The organism is Gordonia sp. JH63, from assembly GCF_009856645.1.
Classification (GTDB): domain Bacteria; phylum Actinomycetota; class Actinomycetes; order Mycobacteriales; family Mycobacteriaceae; genus Gordonia; species Gordonia hongkongensis.
Window position 1 is genome coordinate 1,794,364 of record NZ_CP047235.1, and the last position, 15,996, is coordinate 1,810,359.

Here is a 15,996-nt window from a genome sequence, read left to right on the forward strand (position 1 = left end):
CGAAGAAGCAGGAAGAGCGATGCCGGGTCCCGAAGAGCAAGATCGCGCTCATCGGCGGTGCCACGGCACGCACCAAGCGCTACCGCGTCGGTTGATCAGACCGCGCCGGCGAAACCGTGCTGACGCCACGCCTCGTAGACGACGATGCTCGCGGCGTTGGCGAGGTTGTGGGAACGACGTCCGGCGAGCATCGGGATGCGGACCCGGTCGGTCACCTCGGGTTCGTCGAGGACCTCCGCCGGTAGCCCGGTCGGCTCGGGGCCGAACAGCAACACGTCGCCCGGCTGGTAGTCGACGTCGGTGTGGTAGCGCTCGGCATGGGCGGTGAACGCGAAGACCCGTTCCGGCTTCAGCGTCGTCCAGGCGGTCACCAGGTTCGGATGCACGGTGACATTGGCCATCTCGTGGTAGTCGAGTCCCGCGCGCTTCACCTGCGCGTCGGACATCGAGAACCCCAGCGGTTCGATGAGGTGCAGTTCGCACCCCGTGTTGGCGGCCAGCCGGATCGCGTTGCCGGTGTTCGGCGGGATGCACGGCTGGTAGAACATGATTCGGAACATGATGGTGCCAGCGTAGTCGGTGACGACCTTCGCAGATGCGCGCGATCGCGCCGGTCACACGGCGAGCGCGGTGTTGGCCCCGCAAAGCACGATGCACAGCGTCGAATCGGGTTGCGGCCGAACAGCTCCCGAGATCACACCGGCGACCGCGGTGGCGGTGCCGTGTTCGACGAGGATGCGGTGGGTGTCCCAGAGCATCCGTCGCGCCGCGATGATCTGCTCGTCGGTCACCAGGACGCTCACGACCGCCGGGTTCCCGGCGACGGCGTCCCAACAGAGCTCGCCGACGCTGGTGGCGCCGAGCGAGTCCGCGGCGATGCTCTCGAGCTCGACGGGTACGGGAGCTCTCGCGGCGAGGGCCTGATGCAGACACGACGCACCGAGTGGTTCGACGCCGACGATGCGATCGCCCGGGCGCAGCGTCGCCGTGAGGCCCGCCAGTAGCCCGCCCCCGCCCACACAGACGACGGTCGTGAGCGGTCCGGGCACGTCGTCGATGATCTCGAGGCCGATGGTGCCGGCGCCCGCGACGACATCGGGGAGATCGTAGGCGTGCAGCGCGAGCGCGCCGGTCTGCTCCGCCAGCGCGACGGCGGCGTCGGCGGCCTCGGAATAGCGACGTCCGATGAGGTGGACGCGCGCTCCCGCGGCGCGCAGCGCGTCGACCTTGACCGGCGGCGCGGTCTCGGGGATCACCACGGTGACCGGCACGCCGACGATCCGCGCGGCGACCGTCGCGCCGATCGCGGCGTTGCCGCCGGAGGCGACGAGCACGCCGGCGTCGGTCAGCAAACCCTGCTCACGGGCGTGCAGCGCGGCCCACAGACTGCCGCGCGGTTTGAAGGACCCGCCGAGCTGGGTGTACTCGAGTTTGAGAACCACCTCGACCGGCCCGTCGACGGTGCCGATGGTCGTGCGCAGCGCCGGGGTGCGTCGGAGATGGGGTGCGATCGCCGCGCGGGCGAGGACGACGTCGTTGCGCACCACGGTCACCGTTCCGACAGTAGCGCCGTGGAAGAATGTCGGCGTGACGGCGATACGACTCGATGGCAAGACCACGCGCGACGAGATCTTCGCAGATCTGGCCGAGCGGGTGGAGAAGCTCAGGCTGGCGGGCATCACGCCTGGTCTGGGTACCGTTCTGGTCGGCGACGATCCGGGTTCGCACTCCTATGTCAAGGGAAAGCACTCCGATTGCGCCCGGATCGGCGTTGCCTCCATCCGCAAGGACCTGCCGGCCGATGCCACCACCGACCAGCTCAACGCGGCGATCGACGAGCTCAACGCCGATCCGGCCTGCACGGGCTACATCGTGCAGCTGCCGCTGCCCAGGCATCTCGACGAGAACGCCGCCCTCGAGCGGATCGACCCGCTGAAAGACGCCGACGGACTCCACCCGATCAACCTCGGGCGGTTGGTGCTGGGCAAGGAGTCGACGCTGCCCTGCACCCCGCGCGGGGTCATCCACCTCCTGCGACGCTACGACGTCCCGCTGGCCGGCGCCCGGGTCACGGTGGTCGGGCGCGGGGTCACCATCGGCCGGCCCATCGGGCTCCTCCTGACCCGCCGGAGCGAGAACGCGACGGTCACCCTGTGCCATACCGGTACCACCGACCTGGCGTCGGAGATCGAGCGCGCCGACATCGTGATCGCCGCGGCCGGCGTGCCGCACCTCATCACCGCGGACATGGTGAAGCCCGGCGCCGCGGTGGTCGACGTGGGCGTCAGCCGTACGGACGAGGGTCGTCTCGCCGGCGACGTTCATCCCGATGTCTGGGAGGTCGCGGGCCACGTCTCGCCGAACCCCGGTGGTGTGGGTCCGCTGACGCGGGCGTTCCTGCTGGTCAATGTGGTCGAACGCGCTGAGCAGATGCTCGCCTCGGGGAGTGGCAGCGACGCGTGACCCGAGAGGAGCACCAGAGTGAGTCCGCTCACTCCGAGTCGCCCGGCACCGCGGACGCCCGTCCCGGACACCGGGGGCGTCGGGCCGCCGACTCCTCCCGGTTGCGGGCGGTGCTCGTCCAGCTCCCGTACCTGCTGGTGATGCTGGGTGTTCTGGCCGCCGCGCTGCTCGTGATGTTCGATCGCTGGAGACGTGGATCCTTCGTCTTCGGGGCGGCGCTGCTCGTCGGAGCCGTACTCCGTGCCTTCATCCCGTCGTCGCAGGCAGGTCTGTTGCAGGTCAGGGGCAAATCGTTCGACGTGACGGCGATGGCCACGGTCGGCGGTGTGATGCTGTGGCTGGCGGCGTCGATCGACTCTTTGGGCACGGATTGATTACAATAGAGACCTGAGCGTGACCTGGCGGACCAGTCATGCGCTCAACCAGGCAATTTTCCGCTGCTCTGCGCAGACACACCGACCGCTGGAGTTTGTATCACCGCATCACCAACCGACGGCACCGTGAATGAAGTGACGTCCATGGGCGTGTCAGCAGGGGCTGGCATGATCCACTACGTCCTCTTGACGCGTGACGATCTCGGTCGCAGTGTGGTCGATTCCCGCGTCATCGACGTGGATCCCACCGACGGCCTCGACTCCGCCGGCCGGGTCAACGCCGGGATCGACGTGATGCTCACCGCCGCCCGCGAGACCGGGACGCGAGTGGGCCCGATCGGGGTCGCCGCACGCACGGGGAGCCAGCGTCGGCAGTTGCGTTCACGGGGCAGCGGACCCCGGCGTCAGGTCCGTCTCGCCGGCGAGGACGAGGCCGTGCTGGCCTACCTGACCGACACCGGCGAGATCGACCGTTTCTCGTCGGCCGTCGTCGTCGACTGCGGCGACACCGGCATGTCGCTCTACACCGTCGATCCCCGCGAGGGTCGCATCGGCGACGCCGAGCACTCGACCGTCCTGAGCGGTCGCCGTCTCGACCGGTCCATCGTCGACCAGCTGACCGCCGACAATCCCGTCCTGAGCGACGCCACGCGGACGCGGGCGGAGCGCAGCGAGTTGCGCAGCGCGTGCCGGACCGCGAAAGAAGAGATCGCCTACGGCGGCGTCGCGGCCGCCGAGTCGGTCGTCGCGGTCTCGGCGAACACCGGTCGTGTGGCGCTGTCCGCGACCCAGGTCGAGCAGGCGATCGCGCCGATGATCGGTGATGCGAAAGAGGTGTTCGCCCGCTATGTCGCGGCCGTCAGGTCACGCGGCGTCAGACCGGACGCGGTGGTGTTCATCGGCGGACTCGCCAACCTCCCCGCGGTGCGCGCGATCGCGTCAGAGCATGAGCTCGAGGTCGTGAACCCGACGGCGCCGGAGCTGGTCGTGGCCACCGGCGCAGCCTTGCTGGCCCTCCAGAGTTATTCGGGCGCAGCGCGTCTGGCGTTCATCGGGGGCAAGCCGCAGCGCGAGTGGCTTTCGGCGACCCCGATTGCGGTCGCCGGGGCGGTCATCGCGGCCACGCTGATGACGATCTACGCGGTGAGCTCGTCGTTCGCCGACCGTCCGGCCGTCGAGCCGCAGCCGTCGGTGAGCAGTGTGCCCCCCGCGGCGGCGACCAGCGAGGAGGAGCCGCCGTCCACCCCGCGGCCCACCTCCCAGCCGATCACCCGAATCCCGGCCGAACCCGTCGAGCCCACAGTTGTCACTCCCGTTCCGACGCAACGGCCCGCGCCCGAGACCGGCTGGAACGACCCGCCGGCATGGGCGACCACGGAGTTGCCGCCGACGCGGCCCTCGACAAGTACCAGCACCCGCACCCTCTCGCCGTTCCCGTGGCCGGACCTGACCTTCCCGCCCGGTTCGACACCGACGATCCCGCCGGACCTGCTCCCTCCGGGTCTGCGCCCGCCGAGTGCGGCGCCCACTCCGCCGCCGCCCACGTACTCGACGTCGACGTTGCGCTCCGCGCCCAGCGCCCCGCCGCGCCCGAGCAGTACCCGCGCGACCGGGTCGACTCAGATTCCGGGTGTACCCGAGCCCGCGAAATCCGTTGACGGGGAGTCGCGCTCACCGGTGACTCCGGTACCTCGGTCCGGCAGCCCGGTCCCGTCGGTCCCGGCGCCGCGCTGACGAGACGCCGCCGACAGGTCCGTCAGGCGTCGCGACGCGCGAGTTCGACCGTGCGCTTGAGTAGATCGCTGATGGCATCGAACTCGGTCAGGAATCCGTCGTGGCCGGTCTCGGAGTTGACGACCTGAAGTCCGCCGACGCAGTTGCCCAGCTCGTCGGCGAGTTCGACCTGTAGCCGGATCGGGTAGAGACGATCGGAGTCGATCCCCCCGACGATCACCGGAACGCGGCAATTGTTGAGCGCCTTGGCGACTCCGCCGCGACCACGGCCGACGTCGTGGTGGTTGAGGACCTCGGTGAGGACGACGTAGCTGGCCGGGTCGAAGCGGGACATCAGCTTCGACGCCTGGTGGTCGAGATAGCTTTGCACGGCGTAGCGCCCGCCGGTCAGGGGATTCTCGTCGCCCTGGGCGTCGTTGCCGAAGCGGGAGTCGAGCTCCGGTTCGCTGCGGTACATGAGATGGGCGATCCGGCGCGCGATCCCCATGCCCTGCAACGGAATGCGGCCGGTGCCGTGGTAGTCGCCGCCGCACCAGTCCGGGTCGGCCTTGATCGCGGCGATCTGTGCGGACTGGATACCGATCTGATCCGCGGTCGCGCGGGCGCCGACGGCGAGCACGAGGGCGCTGCGGACGCGGTCGGGGTACTCGATGGCCCACTCGAGCGCGCGGGCGCCGCCCATCGAACCGCCGAGAACCGCACCGACGCTGCGGATTCCGAGGCGGTCCAGCAGTGCCACCTCGGCACGGACCTGGTCGAGCACGGTGATCTGCGGGAAGCGTGAGCCCCAGGGCCGACCGTCGGGTGCGATGGAGCCCGGACCCGTCGAGCCCTTGCATCCGCCCAGGACGTTGGCGGAGATGACGCACCATTCGTCGGTGTCGATGGCCTGTCCCGGGCCGATCAGCCCGTCCCACCATCCGGCCGAGTCGTGGTCGGCGTCGGCGGGTCCGGTGACGTGCGAGTCGCCGGTCAATGCGTGGAGCGTGAGGATGACGTTGTCGCGGGACGGTGACAACGTCCCCCAGCGCTGGAACGCCAGGGTGACGTCGTCGATCCGTGCTCCGCTGTCGAGAGGCAACGAGCCGATGGGGATGCCGACGAGTTCCCCGTCCGGGAGGGTCTCCCAGTCGGGCTGATCAGATGCTGTCGCATTCAGGTCGATACTCACCGACAAAGCTGCCTCACCTGTTTCACTTGGCCGCCGCGAATCCCTGTTCGAGGTCGGCCAAGATGTCGTCGATTCCCTCGATGCCCACGGCGAGCCGGACCAGTCCCGGGGCCACGCCCGCGGCGAGCTGCTCCTCGGGGGTGAGCTGGCTGTGGGTGGTCGAGGCGGGGTGGATGACCAGCGACCGCACATCGCCGATGTTGGCGACGTGGCTGTGCAGGCTGAGCGCGTCCACGAACTTCTTGCCGGCGTCCACTCCGCCCTGGATCTCGAAGGCGATGATCGCACCCTGACCCTTCGGGGCCAATTCCTGACCGCGCTTGTACCAGGGCGAGGACTCGAGACCCGCGTACGCCACGGACTCGACCTGCGGGTGTGCCTCGAGGAAGGCGGCGACCTTCTGCGCGTTGGCGACGTGGCGCTCGATGCGCAGACTCAGCGTCTCCAGGCCCTGTGCCAGAAGGAACGCGTTGAACGGGGAGATCGCCGCGCCGGTGTCGCGCAACCACTGCACACGTGCCTTGAGTGCGAACGCGGGCGCGCCCAGGTCGGCGAAGACGGCACCGTGGTAGCTCGGGTCCGGCGTGGTGAAACCGGGGAACAGATCCTTCCCGTCGCGCTGGACCCGCCAGTCGAACGTGCCGCCGTCGACGATGACGCCGCCGATCGCGGTGCCGTGACCGCCGATGTACTTCGTCGCCGAGTGCACGACGATGTCGGCGCCGTGGGCCAGCGGGCTGATCAGGTACGGGGTGGCGACGGTGTTGTCGATGATGAGGGGTACGCCGTTGCGGTGCGCGACCTCCGCGATCCCCGAGATGTCGAGGATCTCGTTGTTGGGGTTGGAGATCGACTCACCGAAGAACGCGCGGGTGTTGTCCTTGACGGCGGCCTGCCACGACGCCGGGTCCTCGGGGTCCTCGACGAAGCTCACCTCGACCCCGAGCTTGGGCAGTGTGTAGTGGAAGAGGTTGTACGTGCCGCCGTAGAGGCGGGGGCTGGACACCACGTGCCCGCCGGTCTCGACGGCGTTGAGGATCGCGTAGGTCTCGGCGGCCTGTCCCGACGCGACGAGCAGCGCGGCGACGCCGCCCTCGAGCGCGGCGATCCGCTGCTCGACGGCATCCTGCGTGGGATTCATGATGCGCGTGTAGATGTTGCCCGGTTCGGCGAGACCGAAGAGATTGGCCGCGTGCTGGGTGTCGTTGAAGACATACGACGTCGTCTGGTAGATCGGCAGCGCACGGGCGTTGGTCACCGCGTCCGCGGACTGCCCGACGTGGATCTGCTTCGTCTCGAAGCTCCAGTTCTCGCTGGGATCGTTGCTGTCGAGGGTGCCGTCAGGGACATCAGACATGGCGATTCATCACTTTCTACGGTCGGCAGGGCCAACTCGACCCTGTTGGGGTCCGACCTTCGGACCCGCGCTTGCCGGGGATCGCCACTGCGATCCCGCAACCCGGTCATCACCCGGAGCACCCCACCGCGGAAGGAGGGTTGCCGATCAGCCAGCCGGGGCTTCGCACTGATACTCATGACCTGGCGACAAGGATATAACACGGATGTGAGCGCCCGAGAACCGTCCCGGTCACGCCGCGCCCAACCCTTGAGAAGTGCACCGGAAGGGTGCCGGTGGCTGTCCTCCGACCGAGTGAAATCGGGTGTGGTCAGATACGAAACCGCTGGTCAAGATAGTTAGCGACGCTCAGCGTGCTGTCGGTTCCGCGATCGCGGATCTAGAGTTCGGGACAGCCCCGGCTGCACCGGAATGCTCCGCTCAGGTGGTCCGGGTTCGCACAGGAGCGCTCATGGCCGTGATGGCTCATCTCCGGACCCGACGCGTCGCTCTGTTGGCCGCCTCGATGTCGACGTTGTCGACCCTCGCCGCATTCGGCTTCACCGGGGTGGCGGCGGCGACAGCCGGCGGGCCCTCGTGCAGCGGTGCCGTCGTGGTGGTCGGGGGGACCGTCGACGCTGAGTCGCTATTGCTCGAGGGCGTCAAGGAGCGTTACCGCGAGCAGGGCTATGAGGTGATCAACGCGCCCTACCCGGCGACCATATGGCCGCTCGGAGCGACGGGGTACGACCGCAGTACCGAACAGGGGATCGCATCGACGGCGTCCGCGATCTCGTCGTATCGAGAAGCGTGCGGGTCCGAGGCGCCGGTGGTGGTGACGGGCTATTCGCAAGGGGCGCGCATCGCTGGAGACGTGCTCGCCGGTATCGGCAACGGCCGGAAGTTCGATGTCGCGAACACGCCCGACGATCCCAGCGACGACGTCGTGATCTCCGACGTCGGGGTGTCGGGCGAGCTGTATTCGGATCCGCGGCAGGCCGGTGACAAGACCGGGCGAGGTATCGAGTTGTCGCTGATCGGGATCATCCCGGGTCTGACCATGTCGGGGTCGCGTGGTGCCGACAGTACGGACGCCGGCTTCGGGACGGTCAGCGACCGGGTCGTGTCGGTGTGCATCGAGGGCGACCCGATCTGCGACCTGCCCGATCCCGTCTACGACCCGATCGGCGCCATCGACGGCATCCTCGGCTACCAGGTCAAGCATTTCCTGTATCCAGAGGAGATGTCGGGCAACCCGCTGCAGCCGGGATACACGTGGGCGAAACGTCCGGTCGAATGTGCGGACGGCGTCTGTATGGTCGCTGCGGACTCCGCACTCGCCGAACTCGTCCAGGGCTGGGCTCGCAACCTCGGCTACCAGGGCGCCATCGGCGATTTCTTGTCCGATCGACCGACCATCGGGCTTCCGTTCGGCATCGAACTGGCGAATCTGCAGCCGGTGGTCCGGCTGGTGCAGGGCTTGCTGCCGCCACTCCCACGTCTCGGGTACGGCGCATACCTACCCGACATCTTCGTCTTCGAGGACATCCTGCAGGGCATCGTCACCGCGACACCGGCTCGGTTCGTGCGCGGTGTCAGCGCCCTGGCTGCCAGCGTGCGCAGCATCGTCCTGCTGCCGGTCAACTTCGTCCGATACTGGGCGGGCGCGCTCATCGGGCCGGTGGCGTCGGAGGGCGGCGCCGTCACGATTCTCGCGGCGGACACGTCGCACCTGCGATCGTCCACGTTCGCGCGACTGGCGGCCGTACCCGACGAGTCCGTGGGGCCGGTCCGCGCTGAAGAAGTGGGCGGGTCCGGCCCCTCGTCCGAGCCGTCGGCGGCCCGGGCTGCCGAACCGGATGCCACCGACCCGTCACCGGCCGAGCAGCCCCCGGTGGGCGACACGACCGACACGTCCTCGGGTGCCGACACGGGCGACGATGCCGAGACCGATACGCCCGACGCGGACCCCGCGCCTGCCCCGCCTCGAGACGACGACTCGCCGGCCGTCACCGATCCCTCGGGAAGCGATGTCGAGACGTCTGGAACCGACGGTCACGGGGGAGAGGACGGCGAGAGGGCCGGCTCGTCCGACACGGCTTCGGACCCGGACGGGTCTTCCCCAGACCTGTCCGAGCCCGACAGCGATGGGGGCTCCGAAGCCGGCGACTGACACCCCGCGCGATGCTCAGGACACTGCGCTTGTGAATGAACTCACCACCGGCTGAGGAATCAGCGCTGACGGGCGCGGGTTGGCATCAACCGTGCCTGATGCTCTCTCGACGACCGAAGCCCCGGCCGACCCCTCACTGACGGGTCCGTCCACCGCCGGGGAACTCCGCAGCCCCGCGCGGGCCGAATCGGCCGAGGTGTCCCGCCGGGTGCGTCGGTGGACGATCCTCGCCCTTGCGCTGGGTGGATTCGGGATCGGGACGACCGAGTTCGTCGCCATGGGCCTCCTGCCCAACATCGCCGGATCTCTGGGTGTCTCGGAACCGACTGCCGGACATGTCATCTCGGCCTACGCGATGGGTGTGGTGGTGGGTGCGCCGCTGATCGCGGCGCTCACCGCGCGGATGTCCCGTCGGACGCTTCTGATCGGCTTGATGGTGGCGTTCACGGTCGGCAACCTCGCGACCGTCCTCGCACCGGATTACGGTTTGCTGCTGGTGGCGAGATTCGTCGCCGGCCTCCCGCACGGCGCCTACTTCGGTGTCGCGGCTCTGGTCGCCGCTCATCTGGCCGGCCCGCGCAACCGTGGCAAGGCCGTGGGACAGGTGATGCTCGGTCTGTCCGTCGCGAACGTCCTCGGCGTACCGGCGGCCGCCTGGCTCGGCGAGACGCTCGGCTGGCGGTCCGCGTTCGCGATCGTGGTCGTGATCGGAATCGCCACCGTCGTCGCGCTGATCCGGGTGCTTCCCACGCTCAGCGGGGTGAAGACCACCGACCCGCTCACCGAGCTCGGTGCACTCAAGCGGTCCCAGGTCTGGTTCACACTGGTCATCGGAACCGTCGGGTTCGGTGGGATGTTCGCGTTCTACACGTATCTCAACTCCGCGCTGACCACCGACACCGGGCTGTCGGTGTCGGTCGTGCCGTTCGCCCTGATGTTGTACGGACTGGGAATGGTGACCGGCAACTTCGTCGGCGGTTATGTCGCGGACCGCAGCGTGGCGGTGGCGATCCTCGGCGGACTCACCGCCACCGCACTCTCCCTCGGCGCTTTTGCGGTGCTGGCCGAGAATGCTTGGGCGGCATTGATCCTCACCTACCTCGTGGCGCTTACGGGATCGATGATGCTACCCGCGCTGCAGACCAGGCTGATGGATGTGGCGGCCGATGCACAGACCCTGGCCGCGGCCCTGAACCATTCCGCGCTCAACATCGCCAACGCGGCCGGAGCGCTGCTCGGTGGCGTGGTGGTCGGTGCCGGCTACGGATACCTGGCGCCGTCGGTGGTCGGGGTGATGCTCGCGGTGGCGGGTATCGCGGTCACCGTCGTGGCCCTGGCGACCGCGCGGCACCAGCCCGTCGGGTCCTGAACGAGCGCGGCCGTTCTACCTACGACGAGGGCCGACCGGATGAGTCCGGTCGGCCCTCGTGTCGTCGAGTCGGTGCAATCAGCCGTTCGTGGGCGGTGTGGCGATCGTCTTCGACAGGTAGAGCTGCTCGCCGAGCTTGTTGATCAGCTCGAGTTGCGTCTCGAGATAGTCGATGTGTTCCTCTTCGTCGGCGAGGATCTGCTCCAAGAGGTTGGCGCTGGTGATGTCGCCCTTGGACCGGCACATCGCGATTCCGGGGCGGAGTCGTTCCACCACCTCGACCTCGATCGACATGTCCGACTCGAACTGCTCCCGGATCGACTGCCCAATACGCAGCGGCAGCAGGCGCTGATAGTTGGGCAGGGCGTCGAGGAACAGGATGCGGTCGGTCAGGACCTCGGCGTGAGTCATCTCCTCGATCGACTCGGCCCGTGTCTTCGCGGCGATCTCGGTGAGACCCCAGCTCTGCTGCATCTTCGCGTGCAGGAAGTACTGGTTGATCGCGGTCAGCTCACTCGTGAGCTGTTCGTTGAGGAGGTCGATGACCTCGGGGTCGCCACGCATCTGTCCGCCTCCCATTTCCCGTGTATGTCCGTTCGAACCGTAACACGACAAAACCCCCCGCGCGTCGTCTCGCGCGAGGTTCGTCGGGTCGGAGGTCAGGTCATGCAGCGGTCGTCGCGGTTGACGCCCTTTCGCTCAGGATGGTGTGCAGTTCGTCCAGGCAGGTCCCGCAGCCTTCGCCCGCGCCGCAGCGGTCGCTGATCGCGTCGACCGTGTACGCGCCCGCATCGCAGTGCGCATGGACCTCGTCCACGGTGACGGCGCGGCATATGCAAACGAACATCTCGGAAACTCACCTTCGTGCCTGGATTAGGCAATGCTTACATATTTTAGGGTGTCCGCACAAGGGTTGCCTTACCTTTTATCGACGCTGTCCGAGTGGCGCGATCACGGCCGATGGGCTGTCGGACCGCCGCCGTAGGATGTGGCCCCGTGCCACTCACGATCTCCACGGTGAACGTCAACGGAATCCGCGCAGCGGTCAAACATCGATCGGAGGCCAACCGCGGCCTGCTGCCCTGGCTCGACACATCTGGACCGGATGTGGTCCTGCTGCAGGAGGTCCGCGCGAGCGAGGAACTCGCCCGCGACGCGCTGGCGCCGGTGCTCGACACCGGATGGCATCTGACGATGAGCGAGTCCTCGGTGAAGGGTCACGCGGGCGTCGGTGTGCTGACACGTAGCGCGCCGTCGGCGGTGCGCGTCGGATTCGGGAGCGCGGACTTCGACGACCTCGGCCGCTATCTCGAAGTCGACGTCGACACCGACCTGGGACCGCTGACCGCGGGAAGCCTGTACCTGCCGAAGGGTGCCGCGCTCTCCGACGCCGAGAAGGACATCGCCAAGCACGACGAGAAGGTCCGTTTCATGCGTGAGTTCGGCGCATACCTGGATCGGTTGGTCCGTCGACGCCGCCACGTCGTCGTGGGTGGCGACTGGAACATCGCGCCCGCCGAAGCCGACATCAAGAACTGGAAGGGTAATCTCAAGAGCCCCGGCTTCCTACCGCACGAACGGGCCTGGGTGGCCGACCTGCTCGCCGCCGGGTGGCGCGACGTCATGCGCGAACTCTTCCCCGACGACGCCGGGCCCTACTCGTGGTGGTCGTGGCGCGGTAAGGCCTTCGACAACGATTCCGGATGGCGGATCGACTATCAGCTCACCAACAAGATGCTGGCCGGCCGGGCGACCAAGGCTGAGGTGGAACGTGCGGCGGCCTACGACCTCCGCTGGTCCGACCACGCTCCGGTCACCGTGCGGTACGAGTGACCGGGTCTGACAAACTGGGCGTCATGACCAGCGACGTAGAGCGCACCGGAGAGCCCGCGGCCGAATCGATGCCGACCCGTCCGCGTGTGCTGTCCGGTATCCAGCCGACGAGTGAGTCCTTCCACCTCGGGAACTATCTCGGTGCGGTCCGGCAGTGGGTGGCCTTGCAGGACGACTTCGAGGCGTTCTACTTCATCCCGGACATGCACGCACTCACGGTGCCGTTCGACCCCAAGGTCCTCGCCGAACGCACCCGCCTGAGCGTCGCGCAATTGCTCGCCGTCGGTGTGGACCCCGAGCGGTCGACGATCTATGTGCAGTCCCACATCCCCGAGATCGCCCAGCTGACGTGGGTCCTGTCGTGCATCACCGGTTTCGGCGAGGCCAGCCGGATGACCCAGTTCAAGGACAAGTCGGCCAAGCAGGGCGTCGACGCGGCGGGCGTCGGCCTGTTCACCTACCCCATCCTGATGGCCGCGGACATCCTCGCCTTTCAGGTCGATCGAGTTCCGGTCGGGGAGGACCAGCGGCAGCATCTCGAACTCACCCGCGACCTCGCCCAGCGATTCAACTCCCGGTTCGGCAAGGTGCTGAAGGTGCCCCAGGCGCACATCGTCGCCGAGTTCGCCAAGATCTACGACCTGCAGAACCCGACGGCCAAGATGAGCAAATCCGCCGAGACCGACAAGGGTCTGATCAATCTGCTCGACGATCCGAAACGTTCGGCGAAGAAGATCCGGTCGGCTGTCACCGATACCGGTTCGGAGATCCGGTTCGATGTCGTCGATAAGCCTGGTGTCTCCAACCTGCTGACCATCCAGTCGGCCCTGTCCGGTGTCGGCGTCGACGATCTGGTCGCCAAATACGAGGGCAAGGGATACGGCGACCTGAAGGTCGACACCGCGGAGGTGCTGACCGAGTTCGTCACCCCGCTGCGCGGGCGGGTCGAGGAGTACCTGTCCGACCCGGCCGAACTCGACGCCATCCTGGCTCGGGGCGCGGCCCGCGCGCGTGCCATCGCCTCCGAGACGCTGGCGTCGGTCTATGACAAGGTGGGGTTCCTGGCGCCTGGCCGGTGAGACCGCATCCGCCGGACGCCGTCCCGCGATCCGACCAGGAAGGCGATCCATGACCTCCGCGCGCGACTCGGCGAGATCACCGGTGGACACGGCGAAATCGGCTGTGGACAACGGGATGACGACCGTCGACAAGGGCAAGTCGGCCTTCGCCGCGGCGCGGGAGAAGTGGCCCGCCGTCGAGCACCTGGTGCAGACCGTCGAACGCTACAACGACCGGCGCGGAAACGTGTATGCGGCGGCCATCAGCTTCAACGGCATCCTCGCGCTCGTCCCGATCATCATGGTGGTGTTCTCGGTCGCCGCGTTCGTGTTGGCGAATCAGCCACAGCTGCTCGAAGACCTGCAACAGGCGGTTGTCGACGCCGCGCCCGGCAAGATGGGCGAGCAGCTCAGTGAGGTCATCGATTCGGCGATCTCCTCCCGCGCCGCGGTCGGGATCGTCGGTCTGATCGGTGCCGCCTTCACCGGGATCGGGTGGATCTCCGGCGTCCGGGTGGCCTTCACCGAGATGTACGGGGGTCGCGTCGACCGCAACCCCGTGCTGTCGAAGGTGTGGGATCTCCTCACGTTCGCATTGCTGGGCATGGCCTTCGCCGTGACGATGGCGCTGACGACGCTGGGCAACAGCGGGCTCACCACCACGATGCTCTCCTGGGTGGGCCTCGACGACGCGTCATGGGCCCCGGTCGTGGTGCGGGCCGTCGCCATCGTCGTGTCGGTGTTCGCCAGCTGGCTGCTCTTCACCTTCGTGCTGGCGCGGCTACCGCTGGTGCCGCTGCCGATGACGCACGCCATGAAGGCCGGACTGGTCATCGCGATCGCGTTCGAGCTGATGAAATCCCTTGGCGGGCTGTATCTCCAGTCGGTCCTGGGCTCGCCGGCCGGGGTGGCGTTCGGTCCGATCTTCGGTGTGTTCGTCTTCGCGTACCTTGCGTCGCGGATCGTGTTGTATGCCACCGCGTGGTGCGCGACCGACCCCATCAACAGCAAGTACCAGGTGGTGGAAGAGCCGGACGCGGAACTGCACCGGCCGGTCCAGATTTCGCCGACGGTCGAGGTGAGCCCGGCGCCCCGGCCCGGCGCCCTCGCGGCCGCCGTCGGACTGGGCGCAGTCGCGGCCGCGCTGATCGGAGCCCTTCGGCGGCGTTGACCTCCGGCGCTGGTCGTCTGATCAGCGGCGTCCGGCGAGCTTCAACCCGATGAGCAGGAGGATGACCGCCGCGAGTGCGGCCACGAGCCCGATGAGGATCTGGACGGAGGTCGACGACGCCTGGTCGGAACCTGTTGCGACGGCGCGGTTCTCGGTCCGCGTCGGCGTTGGTGTCGAGGACGGTCCGGACGCGGCCGACGGCTCGACGAGGCGGCCCACCGAGATGGCGGGGTCGGTTCGGAATCCGTAGTCGAACATCGCCTTCGCCTGGTCCCAGTACAGATCCCCGTCGACGGACAGGCCGAACATCTGCACGATGATCACCGTCCGGCCGTCGCGTTCGGCGGCACCCACGAACGTCTTCCGTGCGTCGTCGGTGTAACCGGTCTTGCCGCCGAGCATTCCCGGATACCCATCGACGAGGAGGCGGTTGGTGCTGTACATGTCGTAGGGCGGATGATCTTTGTCGCCGGGCACATCTGGACGCCGCGGGTAGCCCGGGAAGCGGAACGTGGGCATCGCGATGATCTCGCGAAAGGTCGGCTCGGTCATCGCGGCCCGGAACAGCAGCGCCAGATCGTAGGGCGAGGAGGACATCCCGGCGGCGTCCAGTCCGGACGGGCTGGCAGCACGCGTGTCCGTCGCGCCCAGCTGCGCGGCCCGGTCATTCATCTTCTCGAGTGTCGCGTCGACACCGCCGAGCTGACGCGCGAGCGCACGCGCGCAGTCGTTGCCGGACACCAACAACAGTCCGGTGAGCACGTCGCGAACGGTGTAGACACCGCCGGGCCCCATGCCGCATGAGTCGCCTTCGGTGCTCCAGTCCTCGACGGTGGGCACGATCGGCGCCGCGAGGTCGAGTTCGTCGAGGACGACGAGTGCGAGCAGCACCTTGATCGTCGACGCGGGCCGGTAACGGCCGTGGGGATCCTTGGCGGCGATGACCTGTCCGGACTCGAGATCGGCGATCAACCAACCCGCGGAGGTCAGCCGTGGCGGAACGGGACCCGCCGACGGATCGGCGACGACCCCGCAACCGGCGAGATCGGCACCCCCGACGGCGGGAGAGGGAACCGGAAGGGGAGCGGGGGTCGTCGAACCCGGTGCGACGACCTCGGATTCGTCGACGGCCGGAGGCGTGGCGACTTTGTGCGGGCAGTGATCGGTGACCGGCGTGGTGATCGCCGGAGGCGGTACGGTCGGCAGCGGGACGGCCACGGCCGGCGCTGCGCGGAAGACGAGGCCGAGCACTCCGACGGTCAGTACGGCGACGAGCGCGCACGCGGTACGACGAGTCCACGTCGGGGTCATCGG

Annotated in this window: 15 protein-coding genes, 1 pseudogene and 1 riboswitch; of the genes and pseudogenes, 9 read left to right on the top strand and 7 right to left on the bottom strand. The window is 68.2% G+C overall.

The genetic code is table 11. The annotated features are described in order from the left end of the window. Window positions 1-26 precede the first annotated feature (26 nt). A pseudogene (locus GR168_RS24235) lies at window positions 27-95 on the top strand (DUF167 domain-containing protein); the annotation flags it as partial. Here GR168_RS24235 and GR168_RS08110 read toward each other — a convergent pair. Then, the gene (locus GR168_RS08110; protein WP_058250672.1) at window positions 96-560 is read right to left on the bottom strand and encodes a tRNA (cytidine(34)-2'-O)-methyltransferase; all 465 of its coding nucleotides are present in this window, start codon (window positions 558-560) and stop codon (window positions 96-98) included. It abuts the pseudogene before it with no gap. A gap of 54 nt (window positions 561-614) precedes the next feature. Further along, window positions 615-1,553: a serine/threonine dehydratase gene (locus GR168_RS08115; RefSeq protein WP_159370486.1), complete on the bottom strand. Its 939-nt coding sequence runs from the start codon at window positions 1,551-1,553 to the stop codon at window positions 615-617. Between the two features lie 34 nt (window positions 1,554-1,587). Here GR168_RS08115 and GR168_RS08120 point away from each other — a divergent pair, with 34 nt between their 5' ends. From GR168_RS08120 to GR168_RS08130, 3 genes are all read left to right on the top strand, one after another. Beyond that, window positions 1,588-2,463, top strand: coding sequence for a bifunctional methylenetetrahydrofolate dehydrogenase/methenyltetrahydrofolate cyclohydrolase (locus GR168_RS08120; RefSeq protein WP_203235911.1), 876 nt, complete (start codon window positions 1,588-1,590; stop codon window positions 2,461-2,463). A 101-nt stretch (window positions 2,464-2,564) separates the two neighbouring features. Next, a complete protein-coding gene (locus GR168_RS08125; RefSeq protein ID WP_068971771.1) occupies window positions 2,565-2,837 on the top strand; it encodes a DUF3017 domain-containing protein in 273 nt (90 codons plus the stop codon). Between the two features lie 168 nt (window positions 2,838-3,005). Beyond that, window positions 3,006-4,571, top strand: a complete 1,566-nt coding sequence (locus GR168_RS08130; RefSeq protein WP_159370488.1) for an Hsp70 family protein — start codon at window positions 3,006-3,008, stop codon at window positions 4,569-4,571. Window positions 4,572-4,593: 22 nt separating this feature from the next. On the opposite strand, the gene GR168_RS08135 is transcribed toward GR168_RS08130, so the two are convergent. Next, window positions 4,594-5,748, bottom strand: a complete 1,155-nt coding sequence (locus GR168_RS08135; protein WP_058250670.1) for a homoserine O-acetyltransferase — start codon at window positions 5,746-5,748, stop codon at window positions 4,594-4,596. 16 nt (window positions 5,749-5,764) lie between these two features. Then, complete coding sequence (locus GR168_RS08140) at window positions 5,765-7,099, bottom strand: bifunctional o-acetylhomoserine/o-acetylserine sulfhydrylase (protein WP_065630708.1); 1,335 nt, start codon at window positions 7,097-7,099, stop codon at window positions 5,765-5,767. A 62-nt stretch (window positions 7,100-7,161) separates the two neighbouring features. Then, a riboswitch (SAM riboswitch) is annotated at window positions 7,162-7,282 on the bottom strand. A 268-nt stretch (window positions 7,283-7,550) separates the two neighbouring features. Between GR168_RS08140 and GR168_RS08145 the strand changes: the two genes are divergently transcribed. Both GR168_RS08145 and GR168_RS08150 read left to right on the top strand, forming a co-directional pair. Then, on the top strand, window positions 7,551-9,251 hold the full coding sequence (locus tag GR168_RS08145; protein ID WP_159370489.1) for a PE-PPE domain-containing protein: 1,701 nt from the start codon (window positions 7,551-7,553) through the stop codon (window positions 9,249-9,251). 91 nt (window positions 9,252-9,342) lie between these two features. Continuing rightward, window positions 9,343-10,620 carry an MFS transporter gene (locus GR168_RS08150; protein WP_058250668.1) on the top strand — a complete coding sequence of 426 codons (1,278 nt, stop codon included), beginning with the start codon at window positions 9,343-9,345 and terminating at the stop codon, window positions 10,618-10,620. Window positions 10,621-10,698: 78 nt separating this feature from the next. On the opposite strand, the gene bfr is transcribed toward GR168_RS08150, so the two are convergent. Together bfr and GR168_RS08160 are read right to left on the bottom strand one after the other, a co-directional pair. Then, window positions 10,699-11,184, bottom strand: a complete 486-nt coding sequence (bfr, locus tag GR168_RS08155; RefSeq protein WP_058250877.1) for a bacterioferritin — start codon at window positions 11,182-11,184, stop codon at window positions 10,699-10,701. 100 nt (window positions 11,185-11,284) lie between these two features. Further along, window positions 11,285-11,467 (bottom strand): (2Fe-2S)-binding protein, encoded by a 183-nt coding sequence (locus GR168_RS08160; protein ID WP_058250667.1) that lies wholly within the window; start codon window positions 11,465-11,467, stop codon window positions 11,285-11,287. 149 nt (window positions 11,468-11,616) lie between these two features. Here GR168_RS08160 and GR168_RS08165 point away from each other — a divergent pair, with 149 nt between their 5' ends. Genes GR168_RS08165 through GR168_RS08175 form a run of 3 tightly spaced genes read left to right on the top strand, consistent with a single transcriptional unit; the run spans window position 11,617 to window position 14,682 of the window. Then, a complete protein-coding gene (locus GR168_RS08165) occupies window positions 11,617-12,453 on the top strand; it encodes an exodeoxyribonuclease III (protein ID WP_159370490.1) in 837 nt (278 codons plus the stop codon). A 23-nt stretch (window positions 12,454-12,476) separates the two neighbouring features. Beyond that, window positions 12,477-13,532, top strand: a complete 1,056-nt coding sequence (trpS, locus tag GR168_RS08170) for a tryptophan--tRNA ligase (RefSeq protein ID WP_159370491.1) — start codon at window positions 12,477-12,479, stop codon at window positions 13,530-13,532. A 49-nt stretch (window positions 13,533-13,581) separates the two neighbouring features. Next, window positions 13,582-14,682, top strand: a complete 1,101-nt coding sequence (locus GR168_RS08175) for a YhjD/YihY/BrkB family envelope integrity protein (RefSeq protein ID WP_159370492.1) — start codon at window positions 13,582-13,584, stop codon at window positions 14,680-14,682. A gap of 21 nt (window positions 14,683-14,703) precedes the next feature. Here the strand turns inward: GR168_RS08175 and GR168_RS08180 are convergent, their stop codons facing one another. Beyond that, complete coding sequence (locus GR168_RS08180; protein ID WP_159370493.1) at window positions 14,704-15,993, bottom strand: D-alanyl-D-alanine carboxypeptidase family protein; 1,290 nt, start codon at window positions 15,991-15,993, stop codon at window positions 14,704-14,706. Window positions 15,994-15,996: the final 3 nt, after the last annotated feature.